At 67.7% G+C, this 17,367-nt stretch carries 16 protein-coding genes; 9 read left to right on the plus strand and 7 right to left on the minus strand.

From position 1 onward, the window contains the following. The first annotated feature begins 63 nt into the window (after positions 1 to 63). Genes CCONF_RS06810 through msrB form a run of 3 tightly spaced genes read left to right on the plus strand, consistent with a single transcriptional unit; the run spans position 64 to position 2,430 of the window. Positions 64 to 747 (plus strand): pyrimidine reductase family protein, encoded by a 684-nt coding sequence (locus CCONF_RS06810; protein ID WP_290222032.1) that lies wholly within the window; start codon positions 64 to 66, stop codon positions 745 to 747. 11 nt (positions 748 to 758) lie between these two features. Then, positions 759 to 2,030 (plus strand): glycosyltransferase family 87 protein, encoded by a 1,272-nt coding sequence (locus CCONF_RS06815; protein ID WP_290222034.1) that lies wholly within the window; start codon positions 759 to 761, stop codon positions 2,028 to 2,030. Continuing rightward, the gene (gene msrB / locus CCONF_RS06820; RefSeq protein WP_290222036.1) at positions 2,011 to 2,430 is read left to right on the plus strand and encodes a peptide-methionine (R)-S-oxide reductase MsrB; all 420 of its coding nucleotides are present in this window, start codon (positions 2,011 to 2,013) and stop codon (positions 2,428 to 2,430) included. The genes CCONF_RS06815 and msrB overlap by 20 nt, the downstream gene beginning before the upstream one ends. A 7-nt stretch (positions 2,431 to 2,437) precedes the next feature. Here msrB and hemQ read toward each other — a convergent pair whose 3' ends face one another. Further along, positions 2,438 to 3,139: a hydrogen peroxide-dependent heme synthase gene (gene hemQ / locus CCONF_RS06825; protein ID WP_290222038.1), complete on the minus strand. Its 702-nt coding sequence runs from the start codon at positions 3,137 to 3,139 to the stop codon at positions 2,438 to 2,440. Positions 3,140 to 3,280: 141 nt separating this feature from the next. Between hemQ and CCONF_RS06830 the strand changes: the two genes are divergently transcribed. Both CCONF_RS06830 and CCONF_RS06835 read left to right on the plus strand, forming a co-directional pair. Next, entirely contained in the window at positions 3,281 to 3,925 is a 645-nt protein-coding gene (locus CCONF_RS06830) for a DUF3000 domain-containing protein (protein WP_290222040.1), read from the plus strand. A gap of 27 nt (positions 3,926 to 3,952) precedes the next feature. Next, positions 3,953 to 5,158, plus strand: coding sequence for an HRDC domain-containing protein (locus CCONF_RS06835; protein WP_290222041.1), 1,206 nt, complete (start codon positions 3,953 to 3,955; stop codon positions 5,156 to 5,158). Here CCONF_RS06835 and dxs read toward each other — a convergent pair. The 5 genes from dxs to dut all read right to left on the minus strand — a co-directional run bounded on the left by dxs (position 5,155) and on the right by dut (position 10,626). After that, positions 5,155 to 7,062: a 1-deoxy-D-xylulose-5-phosphate synthase gene (gene dxs / locus CCONF_RS06840; protein ID WP_290222043.1), complete on the minus strand. Its 1,908-nt coding sequence runs from the start codon at positions 7,060 to 7,062 to the stop codon at positions 5,155 to 5,157. The genes CCONF_RS06835 and dxs overlap by 4 nt on opposite strands. Before the next feature lie 58 nt (positions 7,063 to 7,120). Next, positions 7,121 to 8,425: a class I SAM-dependent RNA methyltransferase gene (locus CCONF_RS06845; RefSeq protein ID WP_290222045.1), complete on the minus strand. Its 1,305-nt coding sequence runs from the start codon at positions 8,423 to 8,425 to the stop codon at positions 7,121 to 7,123. Next, on the minus strand, positions 8,425 to 9,036 hold the full coding sequence (locus tag CCONF_RS06850) for a DUF3159 domain-containing protein (RefSeq protein WP_290226318.1): 612 nt from the start codon (positions 9,034 to 9,036) through the stop codon (positions 8,425 to 8,427). Before CCONF_RS06850 ends, CCONF_RS06845 begins: the two co-directional genes overlap by 1 nt. A gap of 67 nt (positions 9,037 to 9,103) precedes the next feature. Next, positions 9,104 to 10,108, minus strand: a complete 1,005-nt coding sequence (locus tag CCONF_RS06855; protein ID WP_290222047.1) for a DUF3710 domain-containing protein — start codon at positions 10,106 to 10,108, stop codon at positions 9,104 to 9,106. Between the two features lie 62 nt (positions 10,109 to 10,170). After that, positions 10,171 to 10,626 carry a dUTP diphosphatase gene (dut, locus tag CCONF_RS06860; protein ID WP_290222049.1) on the minus strand — a complete coding sequence of 152 codons (456 nt, stop codon included), beginning with the start codon at positions 10,624 to 10,626 and terminating at the stop codon, positions 10,171 to 10,173. A gap of 71 nt (positions 10,627 to 10,697) precedes the next feature. Between dut and CCONF_RS06865 the strand changes: the two genes are divergently transcribed. Continuing rightward, the gene (locus tag CCONF_RS06865; RefSeq protein WP_290222052.1) at positions 10,698 to 11,240 is read left to right on the plus strand and encodes a DUF3093 domain-containing protein; all 543 of its coding nucleotides are present in this window, start codon (positions 10,698 to 10,700) and stop codon (positions 11,238 to 11,240) included. A 16-nt stretch (positions 11,241 to 11,256) separates the two neighbouring features. On the opposite strand, the gene CCONF_RS06870 is transcribed toward CCONF_RS06865, so the two are convergent. Then, on the minus strand, positions 11,257 to 11,547 hold the full coding sequence (locus CCONF_RS06870) for a DUF4193 domain-containing protein (protein WP_070768290.1): 291 nt from the start codon (positions 11,545 to 11,547) through the stop codon (positions 11,257 to 11,259). 178 nt (positions 11,548 to 11,725) lie between these two features. Between CCONF_RS06870 and ppgK the strand changes: the two genes are divergently transcribed. The 3 genes from ppgK (at position 11,726) to CCONF_RS06885 (ending at position 17,321) form a co-directional block, all read left to right on the plus strand. Next, on the plus strand, positions 11,726 to 12,508 hold the full coding sequence (gene ppgK, locus CCONF_RS06875; RefSeq protein ID WP_290222056.1) for a polyphosphate--glucose phosphotransferase: 783 nt from the start codon (positions 11,726 to 11,728) through the stop codon (positions 12,506 to 12,508). Between the two features lie 153 nt (positions 12,509 to 12,661). Beyond that, entirely contained in the window at positions 12,662 to 14,086 is a 1,425-nt protein-coding gene (locus tag CCONF_RS06880; protein ID WP_290222058.1) for an RNA polymerase sigma factor, read from the plus strand. Between the two features lie 112 nt (positions 14,087 to 14,198). Further along, positions 14,199 to 17,321 (plus strand): hypothetical protein, encoded by a 3,123-nt coding sequence (locus CCONF_RS06885; protein WP_290222060.1) that lies wholly within the window; start codon positions 14,199 to 14,201, stop codon positions 17,319 to 17,321. Positions 17,322 to 17,367 lie beyond the last annotated feature (46 nt).

Consider the following 17,367-nt stretch of genomic DNA (forward strand, 5'->3'; position numbering starts at 1 on the left):
TTTAAGCGCCTACCCGCATACGGGGAGGCGCTCTTTTTGTATCCGCACCTTAGGATGGTGGCCATGGATATCAACGCTTTAGTAGGCCCCGACCGCCCCGAAGTCCGTGCAGTCATGGTGGCCACGGTGACGGGGTCAGCATCGGCGGCCGGGACCTCCGAGTCCCTGGGCAACGACACCGACGCGCAGCTTCTGCAGGGCCTGCGCGAATGGGCCGAGGTCATCGTGGTGGGCGCGTCCACCGTGCGCGCCGAGGACTACGGGGGCGCGACCTCCCAGTCAGGGGATCCGGCGCCCATCGCGGTCGTCACCGGCAGTGCGGACATGGAACCGGACTCCCGCTTCTTCACCGACTTCACCACCGCCCCGCTACTGCTGGTACCGCACGTCGCCCTCGCCCAGGCCGAGGTACGCGAGCGCACCCGCCAGCTGGAGGCCCAAGGCGCGGAGGTTATCGACGCCGGGACCGCGAGCCCCACCGACCTCCTGGCCTGCCTGCGGGCCAGGGGCTACCGGCGCATCGTCTGCGAGGGCGGGCCCGGCCTTCTGTCTCAGTTCGTGGCCGCCGATTGCATCGACGCCTTCTACCTGACCCTCGACCCCACCGTCACCTCGGCGGTGGAGACCCCCGTCGTCCGCGCCAACGATGCCACCGCCTCCCGCACCACCCACCTTACCCTGGACAATTGCGCCCCCGATGCCGACGGCACCGTGTTTCTGCGATACCGCCGCACGCCGAGCCCGTAAACTGGCTGGCCGTGAGTACCAGTTTCCTGTCTTCCGCGTGGACTGCCCGCGCCGCGCTCGCCCCCGGCCGCCCCATCCCGCTGCCCGCCGGCCTAAACCTGGCCGCCTGGCCGCTAGCCATCCTGTTGGTGTTCAACACTGTGCTCGTCCGCGCCTTCAACGGCGCGCCCACCGATGACTTCAGCACGGTCTACTACGCCGTGCGCCGCGCCCTGGACGGCCAAGCCGTCTACGAGCAGGCCTATCACCACGTCGACCCGCTCTACCTCTACAACCCCGGCGCCACGCTACTGCTCTACCCTCTGGGCCTGGTGGAAAACTTCAGCCTGGCCCGCGGGCTGTTCATCCTGGTCAACGCCGCGGCGATTATCGCCGCGCTGGCGATTCTGACCCGCCTGGTGGGCCACCGCCTGTCCAGCCCGCTGTGGCCGGCGAGCATCGCCCTGGCCTTTGTCACCGAGTCCGTTATCAACACACTGACCTTCGCCAATATCAACGGCCTGCTGTTGCTGGCACTCAGCGGTTTCCTGGCGCTGGGCCTGCGCGGGTGGGCCGGCCGCGGGGGCCGGGGCGCGGGTTCCAGCCTGTGGGCGGGCATCGTGCTGGGCCTGGCCATTACGGTCAAGCCGCAGTTCGCCCCGCTGCTGGTGCTGCCGCTAGTCAAGGCTCGCTGGTCCACCGTGGCCGCCGGCCTGGCGGTACCGATGGGGCTCAACGCCCTGGCCTGGCCCGTCATCCCGGACGCCGGGGACTACCTGCGCCGGCTGGTGCCCTACCTGGGCACCACCCGCGACTACGCCAACTCTTCCTGGGACGGCCTGCGCGCCTATTTCGACCTGCCCGGCTGGGCCTACTACCCCGTCTGGGTCCTGGCGGCGGTCCTCGTGGCCGTCGCCGTCGTGCTGCTTTTGCGCTGGCGCAACACCGACCCGGCCCTGTGGGCGCTGACGACCACCGGCGTGCTGTTGGTCGGTATCTTCTTCCTGTCTTCGCTGGGCCAGCAGTACTACTCGATGTGGCTGTTCCCGCTGATGTTTACCGCGGTGCTGCCGCGCAGCGTTTTTCATTCATGGCTCGCCTGGGCCGCCGCGGCCTGCTTCCTACTGCCGGTGACATGGACGTCCACCCACTGGCCGGACGCGGGGCGCTGGGCGAATTTCTTCCTGGGCACCGCCGGGTGGTTCCTGCTCATCGTGGCGTGCGCGGCCAGCGTGACCGGCTGGTACCTAGGCCAGCGCCGCGGCGCCGGTTACACTGGGCGGCATGACCGACCAGCCCACTGATTTCAAGCTCATCGCCGACGCCGACTGGAAAAAGCGCTTAAGCGACGAGGAATACTACGTCCTGCGCCAGGGCGGGACCGAGCCGCCGCACGTCGGCAAGTACACCGACACCACCACCGAGGGCGTGTACTCCTGCCGCGCCTGCGGCGCCGAGCTTTTCCGCTCCAACGAGAAATTCGCCTCCCACTGCGGGTGGCCGTCCTTCTACTCCCCCAAGGACGTCGACACAGTCATCGAGCGCGAGGACCGCTCGCTCGGCATGGTGCGCACCGAGGTACTGTGCGCCAACTGCCACTCGCACCTCGGCCACGTCTTCGCCGGCGAAGGCTACGACACCCCCACCGACCTGCGTTACTGCATTAACTCCATCTGCCTGGACCTCGACGAGCGCGAGGTCTAGCCGCTCCTTAGGGCAGGACCTTGATGAGTTCTGCCACGTCAGACACCCGGCGCCCGGTGTGGAACGGGATTTCCTCGCGCACGTGGTTGCGGGCCTCCGTGTAGCGCATGACGTACATCAGGTCGACGATCCGGTCGAGGCTCGGGGCCTCGAAGGCCAGGATCCACTCGTAGTCGCCCAGCGCGAAGGCCGGGACCGTGTTGGCGCGCACGTCGGCGTAGTCGTGCGCCGCCATGCCGTGCTCGACCAGGATCTTACGGCGCTTTTCCTCATCCATGATGTACCAGTCGTAGGAGCGCACGAACGGGTAGACGGCGATCCAGTCGCCCGGCTCCTCGCCCATGATGAACGACGGCAGGTGCGACTTGTTGAACTCCGCCGGGCGGTGCAGGGCGTTTCCCACCCAGGTCACGTCGGTGACCTGGCCGAGGACCGTGATGCGGCGGAAGTCCGCGAAGGCGCGCTGCAGGTCCTCGAATTCTTCGGCGTGCCACCAGATCATGAAGTCGGCGCTATCGCGCATGCCGGACAGGTCGTAGATACCGCGGACGGTGACCTTGCCTTCCTCCGCCAGGCGGGCGAAGAAGTCCTGGGCCTGGGCGATGATGTCGTCTCGCTCGGTGCCCAAGGCCCCCGGGATGGCGCGGAACACCGCGTGCTGGGAGTACTGCTGGACTTCGTTGAGCTTCTTAAAATCGAGCTTCGCCATGGACAATCCCCTTTCAAAGGACGTTCGAGTCTGACTTAGACATGACCCCTCCAGTATCCATCATTAGTTGGATACTTGGCCAACTGGGGGCACGGCGCGCCTCCCACCAGTGGCGCCGGGGAAAATATAGCTTGATTCATTGTGAGCATTTCCGAGACTTCCCAGCCGCACAGCGCCTCCCCTGCCGCTAACGATGCCCCCGCCGACGGCGAGGCCACCACGCCGGTCACCTTCAACCGTGCCGTGGAGTCCATGCATCAGGCTCGTTTGCGCCCCGAGATTTCCTTAGGATCCATCCGCCCGCCGCAGCGCCTGGCCCCATATAGCCACGCCATCGGGCTCGAGGTCGACCGCGGCGCGGACGATGCCGACTCCATCCCCACCGACAGCAGCGGCGACGCCTTCGGCCGCCTGATCCTCCTCCACGATCCGGGCGCCGAAGAGGCCTGGGACGGACCCATGCGCCTGGTCGCCTATATCCAGGCCGATATGGACCCGGACGTCGCCGGTGATCCCCTCCTGCCGGACGTGGCCTGGGAGTGGCTGACCGAGGGCATGGCCCACAGCGATGCCCGCCACACTAATTTGGGTGGCACCGTCACCTCGACCGCCTCGGTGCGCTACGGCGAAATCGGTGGCCCGCCGCGCGCCTACCAGCTCGAGATGCGCGCCTCCTGGACCGCAGAAGACCTGGAACTGGGCCCGCACGTGGAGGCCTTTGCCGCCGTGCTGGCGAACGTGGCCGGCCTTCCGCCGGAGGGCGTGACCCAGTTGGGGCGCGGATAAGCCAGCGCGCAGGTAGCCTGGCATAGCATGAGCGAGCTTAGACGAGTACCGGCGCAGGGCATCCCGCCGGTCGCCAGCACCCCGCAGGAGATCGCCGCAGCCGCCACCCGGCTGTTAGGCGGTACCGGGCCGCTGGCCGTCGACACGGAGCGCGCCGGCGCCTACCGCTACAACGACCGCGCCTTCCTCCTCCAGCTGCACCGCGCCGGGGCCGGCACCGTGCTCATCGACCCCGAGGGCAACGCCGAGGCCGTTAGGGACCACATCGGGGGCGCCATAAACGCAGAGCCCTGGGTGCTGCACGCCGCCAAGACGGATCTTCCCTGCCTGGCCTGGCTGGGGCTCAAGCCCGGCTCGCTGTTTGATACCGAGGTCGCCGCCCGCATGGCCGGTTTCGAGCACCCCAACTTGGGCCACATGGTCGACGAGATTCTGGGCATCGAGCTGGAAAAAGCCCACGGCTATGTAGACTGGTCCACCCGGCCGCTGCCGCAGGACTGGCTGGCCTATGCCGCCCTCGACGTCGAATTCCTCCTCCCCCTGGCCGAGACCCTCAAGGACGTGCTGGCCGAGGAGGAGAAGCTGGACTGGGCGCTGCAGGAATTCGACGCGCTTATCGCCGAGCACGCCGCGACCACCGCCCCAGAGCCCGGCTCTTGGCGCGAGCTCAAGGGCCTGAGCACCCTGCGGCGCGGCGAGCAGCTGGCCGTGGCCAAGGCGCTGTGGATTAAGCGCGACGCGTTAAGCGCGCACCGCGACATCGCCCCGCCGCGCGTGCTGGGCAACAAGGTGCTCATCGATGTCGCGCGCACGCTACCGAATTCACCCGCCGAGCTGGCCCGCGTCAAGGGCTTTCCCCGCAAGCGGAAATCAGCCACGCAGCTGTGGTGGGACGTCGTCGAGCGCGCCCGCGACCTGCCGGCCAGCGACTGGCCGCGCCCCCAGCGCACCCGCCGCGAAGTCCCCGGGAAGGCCGCCTGGCCGGCCGAGCTCTGGGAGCTCTACCAGGCCGCCCGCCAGGACTTCACCGACCTGGGCCACGACCTAGCCGTCGATGACTCCCTGCTCATTAAGCCCGCCACCCTGCGGGCCGCGATCTGGGCCGCGCTCGGCCCCAAGGCACACCTCACCGACACCGCCGACCTGGTGGACTTCCTGATTGCCAACGGGGTGCGCCCGTGGCAGCTGGAGTGGGCCGTGCCGATTATCGCGCGGCGCATCACCAGCTTCTAGCGGAGCCACTCCCTAATGGACTCGGCGATGCCCTCCGGCGCCAGCCCGACGTCCTCCAGCAGCTGCCCGCGGGAGGCGTGCAGCGGGAAGTAGTTCGGGAACGCGAGGCGGCGCAGCGGGGTGTCCACCTGGGCATCGCTCAGCTTTTCGGCCACCAGGGAGCCGATGCCGCCGCGCTTGATGCCGTCTTCCACCGTGACCACCAGACCGTAGTCCGCGGCCAAGCGCACCACAGACTCCGGCACGGGCGCGACCCAGCGCGGGTCGATGACCGTCACGCCGACGCCCTGCTCGGCCAGCAACTTAGCCGCCGCGATACTGCGCGCCGACATCGCGCCCACCGAGAGGATGAGCACGTCGCGGCGTGCCTCGGCATCGCTGGCCGCGGCGCCGGAGGACGAGCCGACGTTGGTGTAGATGACGTCCGTGCCGTCGGCGAGCGTGTCGACGGCGTCCATGTCGTCGAGCAGGTTGCCCTTCGGGAAGCGCACCACGCTGGGCCCGTCGGAAATGTCCAGGGACTCGTTGAACAGCTCGCGCAGGCGTTTGCCATCGCGCGGGGCAGCCACGCGCATGCCCGGGACAATGCTGGTCAAGGCCATATCCCAAACGCCGTTGTGGCTGGCGCCGTCCGAGCCGGTCACGCCCGCGCGATCCAGCACCACGGTCACCGGCAGCCCCAGCAGAGCGATGTCCATAAGCAGCTGGTCGAAGCCGCGGTTCAGGAACGTCGAGTAGACCGCGACCACCGGGTGCAGCCCGCCCAGGGCAAGCCCGGAGGCCGAGGCCATCGCGTGCGCCTCGGCGATGCCGACGTCGTAGAAGCGGTCCGGGAACCGCTCCGCGAAAGGCATCAGGCCGGTCGGTCCGGCCATCGCCGCGGTGATGGCCACGATGTCGTCGCGGCGCTCGGCGGCCTTGATGAGCTCCTCGGAAAAGGCCGCGGTCCACCCGGGCTGGCTCTTGCCCTTCGGCACGCCGGTGACCGGGTCGATAGCGCCGGTCGAGTGCATCTGGTCCTTGGGCTCGTTAACCGCCGGGGCAAAACCGTGGCCCTTCTCGGTGACCACGTGGACGATGATGGGGCCCTCGAAGTCGCGGGCGTAGCGGAACGCGTGGTTGAGCGCCTCGAGGTCGTGGCCGTTGATGGGGCCGATGTATTTCATGCCTAGCTCGGGAAACATCTCCGTGGGCAAGACCGAGGACTTGACGCCCTCCTTGAAGGCGTGGAGGGCATCGAAGGCGCGCTCGCCGACCCAGCCCATCGACTTGAGTGTCCTCTTGCCGTGGGCCATCAGCTCGTCGTAGCCGTGCTGGGAGCGGATACGCCCCAGGTTCTCCGAAAGGCCACCGATGGTCGGCGCGTAGCTGCGCCCGTTGTCGTTGACCACGATAACGGCGTTTCGGTCCTTGTCCGCCGAGATATTGTTGAGCGCCTCCCAGCACATGCCGCCGGTCAGGGCGCCGTCGCCCACGATGGCGATGGCGTTGCGGTGCGGCTCGCCCGCCAGGCGGAAGGCCTTGGACAGCCCGTCGACCACGGAGATCGACGCCGAAGCGTGCGAGGACTCCGTCCAATCGTGCTCGGACTCCGCCCGCCGCGTGTAGCCGGACAGCCCGCCTTTTTGCCGCAGGCTGTCGAAGTCGCCGGCGCGGCCGGTGAGCATCTTGTGCACATAAGACTGGTGCGAGGTATCAAAGACCATCGCGTCCTGCGGCGAGTTGAACGTGTAGTGCAAAGCGATGCTCAGCTCCACCACGCCCAGGTTCGGTCCTAGGTGGCCGCCGGTGACGGAGACCTTCTCAATGAGCAGCTGGCGGATCTCCGCAGCAAGCTGTTCCAGCTCATCTCCATCGAGCTTTTTGAGATCCTTCGGCGAGTCAATCGAATCAATGATTCTCATGGAGTGCTCAACTACTCCTTTGCTTAAAATCGCAGCGGTACCCCGCTTGTCTTATGTTCTACCGTACATCGTGGCCCGCCCGCGGGGTCAAAAGCACCAGGGTCTCGAAGTGATGCGTGCCGGGGAAAGCGTTAACAACGACCAATCGGTCAATGCCGTAGCCCGCCTCCACCCAGGCGGACAGGTCGCGGGACAGGGCGGCCGGATCGCAGCCGATGTGGACGACGCGTTTCGGGGTGGCCTCGGTAATGCGGGCCACGACCTCGGCCCCGGCGCCGACGCGCGGCGGGTCCAAGACAACGGCATCGGCGGGTGGCAGCTGGCCGATGGCCTTGTCTACGCGGGCGGATTTGACCCGCACCGCGTATTCCGCCAGGCCGGGCTGCTGATCCGGGCGGGCGGCCGGCGACAGGTCCACCGAGTAGGTTTCCGCGCCGCCGGTGGCCGCGCTCAACGTGGGCACGAAGAGCCCGACGCCGCCGTACAGGTCCCAGGCCGGCCCGTGGCCGGTGCCCAGCAGCTCCGCGACCAGGCCGGTGTATGCCTCCGGCGCGCCGCGATGGGCCTGCCAGAAGGCGGTCGCCGGGAACTCAAAGCGGTGCCCGTCGACCTCCTCGACTACGCCGGCGGTTCCCTCGACGACCTGCTCGATCTTTTCCACCCGCTTGCCGCGCGGGCCCTTGCGGGTCTCAATCACGTGGCGGGCCCCGGTGCTATCCAGCACCGCGATGACTTCTGCGCCCGGCGTGAACGTGCGCGCGCCCGGCCCTACGATGCCGTCTACCAGCCCGGGCGCCAGCTGCGTGCAGGCGACGTCGGTGACTAGGTCGTTGGAGGCGCGCTTGCGGGTGCCGGCCCGCCCGCGGGAGTCGACGCCCAAGCGCACGCGGGTGCGCCAGCCGCGGTGCGGCGGCAGCTCGCGCAGCTCCAGCTCCGGCAGCTCTCCGTCGGCGCCTAGGTGGCCGACGCGGGCCAGCTGGTCGCGCAGCTCCAGCTCCGGCAGCTCTCCGTCGGCGCCTAGGTGGCCGACGCGGGCCAGCTGGTCGCGCAGGACGTCGGCCTTGATGCCAAGTTCCTGGGCCGGATCGACCTCCGCGAAGTCGCAGCAGCCCGCCCCCGCCGCGGCGGCCGGGCAGGCCGAGTTCACGCGGACCGGGCCGGCGGCTGCCACCTCGGTAACGGTGCCGCGCAACATGGACTTTTTGACCTTGTCGAGGCAGACGACGACTTCGTCGCCGGGGAAACCGCCCCGGGCGAAGACGATGCGCCCGTCGCCGGCGCGGCCAATCCCCTCCCCGCCGTGCGCCATGCGGTCGATGCGCAGGCGGATATCGCCGCCTACCTGGTAGTTCGCGGTCTCCATTAGTCTCGTTGTCCGTTCTTCTCGCGGGGTGGCTGTGTTTCTTCGACCTCAATGACCCGATTGGCCCGGCGCACCAAGAAGATGGTCAGGAGGGTGACCAGGCCGGTCAGCGGCCACCCCATGAGGATGCGGGTAATTCCCAGCGCGGTGGTCTCGCCGGCGTTGTAGATGCCGTTTTGGACCACGAAGCGGGCCAGGAAGACCACGGCCCAGCCGGCCGTGGCAAGCGCGTAGGCGCGCCGCGCGGTAGGGATCTGGCGCCAGGCCATGTCCTCGCCGTTGATGCCCTTCCAGATAACGCCCACCGCCGGCCAGCGCACCAGGATGGACACGACCGCGGCGATGCACAGCACCAGCGAGGCCCAGATCCCGTACAGGAAGTAGCCCTTCGCATCGCCGGTGGCGTAGGCGATGCCCGCGCAAATCGCCACTCCCAGCAGGCCGGAAATGGCCGGCTGGAGCGACTCCTTGCGCGCCACGCGCCAGAGGGCGACCGCCACGGCCACGCCGATGGCGGCCAGCAGTGCGGGAACCAGACCCCACATGCTGTTGACGGGGATGAGCACGACCACCGGCAGCGTCGCCGCCACCAGCCCGGTCACTCCGCCCATCTGCTCGAGCAGGGTCTGGTCCTCGAGGGGTTTGTTTTCAGCCACGTGAGTCTTTCTGGGGTTCTAGCTAGCGGTCGGAGTTGTCGTCACCGGCGTCCTGCGAGCCAGCGCCGTCAGCGGCGCTGCCGTTGTCCGCGCCGGCGGAGTTGCCGGTGCCGTTGCTGTTGCCGCTACTCAGCAGGCGCCACATCTGCTCGCGCAGCTGCTTCTCGCGCTCTTCGTCGGCGGCGGTGCGCTGGCCGTCCGAGCCGGTGTTGCCCGCATTGGCGGCGTTGCCCGCGTTGCCGGCGTTGGTGTTGCCGGCCTGGCGCTGCTGCATGGCCTTCTGCAGCTGCTCCACCAGCGCCGGCGGCATGACCACGCGCAAGGCGTTGCCGGCGAGGATCGGCTCGTCGCCGCGGTAGACGAAGGTGCGGGCGACCAGCTCGCGGCCGATCCGCGCCAGCTCCTCCGACTTGCCCTTCGGCGCGGCCAGGGTCACCCGCAGCATCCAGCGCGGACCCTCCACACCGATGATGCGGATCTCGCCGTTGTCGTTCGACCCTACAATCTCGGTGCCCCAGGGCCCCTCCTCCAAGCGGGTGGGCAGGCCGTCGTTCTCGATGCCCTGGATGAGTTCCTTGGCCGAGGACTCCCACTGCCCGCTCGAGCGCGGCGCGGCGAAAGCCACCGGGGTAATGCGCCCCGCCGTGGTGACGATGTGGAGCATCTTCGGACCCTTTTCGCCCATCTCCACCTGGACCTGGGAGCCCTTCGGCAGCGCGATCTTCATCGAGCCCAAGTCGAGCGTGCCAGCGGAGAAATCGCTAAAGTCGAAGTCCTCGTAGTTCAGGCTGTCGCCGTCGAAGGGGCCGGTGTCCCCGCCGACGGCGTCGTGCTCGACGACGTTGACGCTAATGCCCGCAGCGCCCGGGAAACCGTTGGCTACCGCGGCATCGCCGGGCGTATCCGGCACGTCATCCAGACGGTCGACGGGTGCGTTATCCGGCGCCTGTTCCGCCGCCGGTTCTGCCGCGGACGGCTCAGGGGCGCGGTTGTCCTTGCTCTTCTTGCCGAAAGGCCACAAAGCCATGGTTAAAAAGTCCTTTACTCATCGACGTCTATCCGTTCCACTGTAGCCCCTCGCCGCGGGGCCTACACGCCGGTCGAACCGTAACCGCCGTCTCCGCGGACAGTTTCGTCCAGCTCGGAGACCTCCACGAACTCGGCCAGCTCGACCTTCTGGATTACCAGCTGGGCGATCCGCATGCCGCGCGTAATCTCAATCGGCGTGGCTGGGTCGAGGTTGACCAGGCAGACCTTGATCTCGCCGCGGTAGTCGGCATCGATGGTGCCCGGGGTGTTGACAATGGAAAGCCCCTGCTTGGCGGCCAGGCCCGAGCGCGGGTGCACCAGGCCGACGGTGCCCACCGGCAGCGCCAGGGCGATGCCAGTGCCCACCAGCGCGCGCTCCCCCGGGGCGAGGGTCACGTCCTCGGTGGCATAGAGATCGGCGCCGGCGTCGCCGCGGTGGGCGCGGTGCGGCATCGGCAGCTCGGGGTCGAGGCGTTTGATCTGGACGGAGAGGTTTGTATCCGGAGTGCTAGTCACGTCCGTTAGCCTACCTTCCCCGCCCGGCAGCTTTGCCTTGTGCCCCGGGCGGTGCGATAGACTGGCATACCGTGAAACCTGCGGACAATAGTGGCAACGACCTGAACCCCAGCGCGAATTCCGAGGTCATCTACCAGGAACGCCAGTGGGTTCCTTGGTATTTCTGGGTGCTGGCGGCCATCGTCATCGCCGTGACCACCGCAACGGTCGGGCTAAACCGGTCGGGCATTTGGCCGCTGACCGCCGCCATCGTGCTCATCGCGGTGGCCGTGTGGGTGCTGGTCTCCTGGTCCTCGACCGTCGTCACCGTGGAAAAGGACCCCGACGGCACCCGCTGGCTCAGCGTGAAAGACGCCCAGCTGCCCAGCGATGTCGTGGCCCGTTCGCTGGCCGTTCCCAAGTCCGCCCGCCGCAACGCGCTGGGCCCGCAGCTGGATCCCGCGGCGTTCCTCTCGACCCACGAGTGGGTGGATGAGCTCGCCATGTTCGTCCTCGATGACCCGGATGACCCGACCCCCTACTGGCTCATCGCCAGCAAGGACCCGGCCGCGCTCATCGAGGCTTTCGTCCCCGAGCAAGCAGAGCAGGCCCTACGCAGTTATCGCAGCGCCTAAGAGCGCCTCACTGCGCCTAGGCGCAGTCCATGCAGACCTTGTCGCCGTCTTCCTCGTAGGACAGGCGCTTGTTGTCCTGGACCAGGAAGCAGACCGAGCAGGTGAACTCGTTTTCCTGGCGCGGCACGACCGTCACGTTGAGTTCTTCACCGCTCAGATCGACTGTCGGCGGCTCGAAGGGCTCGACGATTTCGCCGTCGTCGTCCATGGCGCTGTTTTCGCTCTCGGCGGCCTTCAGCCCCTCCAGGGAATCGGTCTCCAATTCGTCTTCCACGCGCCGCCGCGGTGCGTCGTAATCGGTTGCCATAACTGCACGCTCCAATCGGTTTTCATGCAAACTTGTGCAGGGAAATCAACTATGTCGATCGCGCATACTAAAGCACAATCGCACCGCTGTCACACTCGCAGGTAGAACCCACGAACGTGGGTACCCCCTTAACGCCTTTAACCCTGCGCCCGCGGCGCCATGCGCTACACTTTCCGGCATGCACACGAGTGAGGATTCGACCGCCGGAAATGCCCCGCTAGCCTACGGGATCGACATTGGCGGTTCCGGAATCAAGGGAGCCATCGTGGACCTGGAATCCGGGCAGCTGCACTCCGCCCGGCAGAAGATCGCCACTCCCCAGCCTTCTACCCCCGCGGCCGTGGCCGAGACCGTGGCCGAAGTCGTGGACCACCACGGCTGGGAGGGGCCCGTCGGTATTACGGTGCCGGCCATCGTGCGCGACGGCATCGTCCAGTCCGCGGCCAACATCGACCCCAGCTGGATCGGCGTCGACGCCCAAGCCCTCTTCCGCGACCAGCTCGGCGGGCGCGAGGTCGTCGTGCTTAACGATGCCGACGCCGCCGGCCTCGCCGAAGTCGCCCACGGCGATCCCGTCGCCCGCCAGGGCGCGGCCATCTTCCTGACCATCGGCACCGGCATCGGCTCGGCCTTCCTCCTCGACGGGCGGCTCTTCCCCAACACCGAGCTAGGCCACCTGGAGGTCAAGGGCAAGGAGGCCGAGCACGTGGCATCGTCAGCCGTCAAAGAGCGCGAGGACTTAAGCTTTAAAAAGTGGGCCAAACGCCTCAACCGCGTGCTGTATACCTATGAAAAGCTGTTTAACCCGCAGGTATTTATCGTCGGCGGCGGGATCTCGCGGAAATTCGAAAAATGGGGCCCGCACCTGTCCATCGATACCCAGATCGTGCCAGCGCAACTGCGCAACGAAGCCGGCATTATCGGCGCGGCGATGGCCGTTAACGCACACGTACAACCCTAAGATAAAGCTAAGGTGCGGCGGCGGGAGCACGACCCCGCTGTCACAAGAGTTGACCAGAATGCTCTATACTGGGCGGTCGATCGTAACTAGATAAACCGACCGCCACTGCGCGGTATAGGTTTTGACTGTAACAATTAAGGCGAAAGGGCGTACGTGGCAGCCACTGATTCTTCCGACAAGGTACTCGGCGAGGACGCAGAGGCAAATACCCCTGCGGGAAAGCCTGCCGCCAAGGCGGCAAAGAAGACGGCCAAAAAGACCGCCAAGAAGACCGCTAAGAAGTCGGCGAAGAAAACGGCTAAGAAGTCAGCTAAAAAGACCGCCAAGAAGTCGACCCGTAAGGCTGCGCCGAAGAAGGCGGCCACCAAGAAGGCCAAGGACGACGAGCAGAACCTCGCCGCCACCGCGGCCGAGGAGCAAAAGCCGGAGACCGACGCCGAGGACGAGTTCGGCGCCAGTGTCACCGACGACGACTTCGAGCCGGACCACGCCGACTTGGAAGAGCACCTCGACGACGAGGAAGACGACCTGGCCGGCGACGTCGACGAGGAGGACGAGGATGAAGACGACGGCTCCTCGGTCTGGGACGAGGAAGAATCCGCCGCGCTGCGCCAGGCCCGCAAGGACGCCCAGCTGACCGCGTCCGCGGACTCCGTGCGCGCCTACCTCAAGCAGATCGGTAAGGTCGCCCTGCTGAACGCGGAGCAGGAGGTCTCGCTGGCCAAGCGCGTCGAGGCCGGCCTCTACGCCCAGCACCGCATGGATGAGATGCAAAAGGCGCTTGCCGACGGCGACAAGGACGCCAAGCTCTCCCCGTCGCTCAAGCGCGACCTGCGCACCATCTCCCGCGACGGCCGCAAGGCCAAGAACCACCTGTTGGAGGCCAACCTCCGCTTGGTGGTCTCCCTGGCCAAGCGCTACACCGGCCGCGGCATGGCCTTCCTCGACCTCATCCAGGAAGGCAACCTGGGGCTTATCCGCGCCGTGGAGAAGTTCGACTACACCAAGGGGTACAAGTTCTCCACCTACGCCACCTGGTGGATCCGCCAGGCCATTACCCGCGCCATGGCCGATCAGGCCCGCACGATCCGTATCCCAGTACACATGGTCGAGGTCATCAACAAGCTGGGCCGCATCCAACGCGAGCTGCTGCAGGACCTGGGCCGCGAGCCCACCCCGCAGGAGCTGGCCAAGGAGATGGACATCACCGAGGAAAAGGTGCTGGAAATCCAACAGTACGCGCGCGAGCCCATCTCGCTGGACCAGACCATCGGCGACGAGGGCGACAGCCAGCTGGGCGACTTCATCGAGGACTCCGAGGCCGTCATCGCCGTCGATGCCGTCTCCTTCACCCTCCTGCAGGACCAGCTCCAGGACGTGCTGACCACCCTGTCCGAGCGCGAGGCCGGCGTGGTGCGCCTGCGCTTCGGCCTGACCGACGGCATGCCGCGGACTTTAGACGAAATCGGCCAGGTCTACGGCGTTACCCGCGAGCGTATCCGCCAGATCGAGTCCAAGACCATGTCGAAGCTGCGCCACCCCTCGCGCTCTCAGGTCCTGCGGGATTACCTCGACTAAATTGCCCTCCCCGCCACCGAGCCCGAGCCTTGACCGATGTTTAAGGTTCGGGCTCAGTCGTGTCACTGCTACTGCCCACATTCTTGTTTCACCACTTCAGGAGTTTTAACCCGTGGCCTTCCCTGCAGATTTCCCCTCTTGCCTCCAGCATTTTTCCACCACCGCTGAGCGCCTGCGCGCCGCCGACGATGCCCTAGCCGGCCAGGACCCGGCCGAGCTGAGCGCCGCCCAGCTCGATTGGCTCAGCACCGAGTTTGGCCGCGCCTTGGCAGCCGCGGAGGCCCCGGCCGAGGTCGTGAGCGCCCACGCCAACGTCGTGGCGGCGGTTTTGACCAACGCCCGCACCCAGCTGGCCGATGCCGACTCCTTCTGGGACGTCGCCGCCGCCCAGCTGCAGATCGACGGGGAGGCGCTGGAGGCGGTGCGCGAGGCGGCATCGGCGGCCGGGGCGGATACGGAGCCGCTGGAGCTGCCGGTGGTACCTTATGCGGAGTTTCGCCCGTGGCTGGAGCTCGACCCGGAAGCCGGGCGCCTGAGCCTGGTCCTGCCCGACCCGTCGAGCGCCTGGTCCGTCGACGCGGGCTTCGACACCTTCCGGATTAGCCCGCAGCCCCAGCCGCCCGAGCTGCGCGATGCCCCCTCCCGCGTCGCGCTCGTCCAGCCGACCGCGCGCATTACCGCCACGCACGCCGCCAGCGGCACCAAGCACCGCCTGGGCGTGGTGGCCGAGGACTTCCCCGTCCTGTTTTTCGGCCCGGACTGCCGCCCGCTGCCGGACCAGCACCGCATCACTGCCCCGTCGGTTTTCGTCCTCGCGCCGACGCGCACGAAGTTTTCGGCCGAGGGGGCGGCCGTGGAGGTCGCCGACGAGCTGCGCTTTACCACCTGGCCGGAGTGGTCCCTGTTCGAGCTGCGAGACCTGGCCGCCGCGGACGTCGAGACGCTGACGGTTGCGCTGGATCACCCGGCTAGCTTCACCACCCGCCAGGTGCGCGTGTCCGCCCCGGAGGATCCGCATTCGCGCCTGCCGGAGTGGCACAGCGCCGACAACGCCATTCCGGACCTGCGCGGCACGGATGCCGGGCGTATCTACGGCTCCTCGCCGCGGCTGGTGCTGCCGGTCGATCCGGCCCCGGAGTGGTCCGTGGAGCTGTACTACGTCGACCCGTTGGGCGAGCGCGAACTCGTCGAGCAGCTGGTGGAGCTGGCCGAGTTCCAGGGCCAGGAGCTGGCGCTGTTCGCCGACGCCTACGAGGACGCCTGGGTCGGCCGCTACGAAGTCGACGTGATGCGCGACGAGACCCTGGTGGGTCGCCGCACCTTCAATATGGCCGAGGGCTTCGACCTGCACGTGACCTATAACGGCGCGCAGTTTAGGCACCCCGACCAGGCCGCCGACGCCAACGCCTACACCAAGGCCTACTACTCCCAGCGCAAGGGGGCGGAAAAGTACATCGACGTGCCCTTCGACAAGACGCAGTCCGTGCCTCGCGGTGCCGAGACCGCCATGTTCCAGATCTCCAACGCCGTGGACTACTGCCTCGACGTCGTGGTGGTGCCCAAGGCGCTGAAGTACTCACTGGACCTGCGCGGCGAGCAGCCGGACTGGGACACCCACCCCGGCACCATCCCGCAGGGCTCGCTGGCCCGCAACGGCGAGCTGAAGGTGCGCTTCCCCGTGGCCATCGGCGGGTCGGCGGCCCTGTTGCTGACCCACGAGGTCTCCCGCAAGGTCAGGGTCATCCAGCTCAAGCGCCGTCGCCACGGCCGCGTGTTTACGGTGGGCAATTCCGCCATCCAGCACGCCTTCCCCGAAGCCCACGCCAACTTGGTGGCGACGCTGGCGTGGCACCCGGCATCGGCGGCGCAGACGTGGGCCGAGCTGTCCGATTCCTTCGGCTCGGAGCTCGAGTTCGAGAAGGCGTGGGAGGCGCACGCGACCCCGGACGTACAGCTGGCTACCCTGCTGCGACTCAATGAGTCGGAGTTTGAGCTGTCGGGGCGGATTGTGGGCGATAGCCTCCGGCTGTCCGGCAACGCGATGGGCCGGCAGCTGACCGGTTTCCTGTGGCCGGTCACGCGCCCGGACATCGCGCCGTGGCGGGTGGAATTTTCCGCCCAGCTGTCCACGCGCGTGCCGGAGGAGCTGCAGGAGGCGGGTCCGCTGGCCGTCGACGTGGTCGAGGCACAGCCGGGTTACCAGGCCAAGGCGCCGAACCGGCCGTCGATGCGCGCTTTCATCGTCGCCCAGGACGGCTACTTCGACGACGGCCACGGCGACGAGCTGGCCTACAAGCTGTCTGGCGCTAACCCGCGGGCAACCGTTGCCAAGCACGAGCAGCCCGCCTTGTGGCGCCACCTGTTCGCGCTGCGCAACTTGGGCCCGTCCGCTACCCGGCCGATGGCCGGCGTGTTGCGCAAGACCATCGATGCCGACCCGCGCCACATGCTCGAGGCGCTGGGGCGGTCCAACGTGCGCTCCGGCGACCAGCCAGCCCTGGCGATTGCGCACGGGCTGGCCAACTACGACTTCCACAGCAACGGCGAGCGCGTGGCGGAGTTCCGCGCCCTGCCGTGGATTCGCGTCGTGGAGCAGCTCAACGATCTCGTCGATGGGCACGCCGATTGGGACGATGCCACCGATTTCATCCGCACCGCCGGCGGCGAGGTGCTGCTGGAGCTGCTGCGCGGCGGCGAGGACACCGGCACCGCGGACACGCAGCAGGTGATGAAGGAGGTGCTGACGGCCGCCAAGGCGAACAACACGCAGCAGGCGCTCGAGGCGCTCTACGATGTCGCCCCCGCCCGCCGCGTCGCCGATGCCTCTGCCCTGCGCCACGGCTGGGCCGAGATCCTGCGCCGGCGCAAGAAGTTCATCGACGTCACGGGCTTCGCGGAGTTCCGGGAGGAGATGATGAAGCAGGAGGCCAACGTGGTCGGCGACGAGATCCGCGCGCACCTGCACCTGCTGCGCCGCTTCGCGCACACCGCCGGCAAGCGCCAAAAGAACCAGTGGGCCTGGGTGCCGTACCTGTCGGCCATGGCCGCGCACATCACGCGCGCCGGCGCCGCCGAGCTCAAGGGGCGGGTCTCCTATTACGTGCCGCTGAAGCCGGAGCACCTGACCACCTGGGCGGAGCTGGCGCAGCTGGCCCCGACGCTGACCATCTACGATGTCGTCCGCGAGGAAGCCCGCCAACTCGTCCGCGCGAACGGGCCGGTCGAGCGCCTCTAGGCACGCCGAGTAGGCGCTACGGACGTGGTCCGTGGCGCCTTTTCGC

This window comes from Corynebacterium confusum (genome assembly GCF_030408715.1).
GTDB classification, from domain to species: Bacteria; Actinomycetota; Actinomycetes; order Mycobacteriales; family Mycobacteriaceae; genus Corynebacterium; species Corynebacterium confusum.

Bases quoted from the DNA above. Each gene is read 5' to 3' on its own strand.
- CCONF_RS06810 (WP_290222032.1), top strand. From the start codon at position 64: ATGGATATCAACGCTTTAGTAGGCCCCGACCGCCCCGAAGTCCGTGCA.
- msrB (WP_290222036.1), top strand. From the start codon at position 2,011: ATGACCGACCAGCCCACTGATTTCAAGCTCATCGCCGACGCCGACTGG.
- hemQ (WP_290222038.1), bottom strand. From the start codon at position 3,139: ATGGCGAAGCTCGATTTTAAGAAGCTCAACGAAGTCCAGCAGTACTCC.
- CCONF_RS06835 (WP_290222041.1), top strand. From the start codon at position 3,953: ATGAGCGAGCTTAGACGAGTACCGGCGCAGGGCATCCCGCCGGTCGCC.
- dxs (WP_290222043.1), bottom strand. From the start codon at position 7,062: ATGAGAATCATTGATTCGATTGACTCGCCGAAGGATCTCAAAAAGCTC.
- CCONF_RS06845 (WP_290222045.1), bottom strand. From the start codon at position 8,425: ATGGAGACCGCGAACTACCAGGTAGGCGGCGATATCCGCCTGCGCATC.
- CCONF_RS06850 (WP_290226318.1), bottom strand. From the start codon at position 9,036: ATGGGCGGAGTGACCGGGCTGGTGGCGGCGACGCTGCCGGTGGTCGTG.
- CCONF_RS06855 (WP_290222047.1), bottom strand. From the start codon at position 10,108: ATGGCTTTGTGGCCTTTCGGCAAGAAGAGCAAGGACAACCGCGCCCCT.
- CCONF_RS06870 (WP_070768290.1), bottom strand. From the start codon at position 11,547: ATGGCAACCGATTACGACGCACCGCGGCGGCGCGTGGAAGACGAATTG.
- ppgK (WP_290222056.1), top strand. From the start codon at position 11,726: ATGCACACGAGTGAGGATTCGACCGCCGGAAATGCCCCGCTAGCCTAC.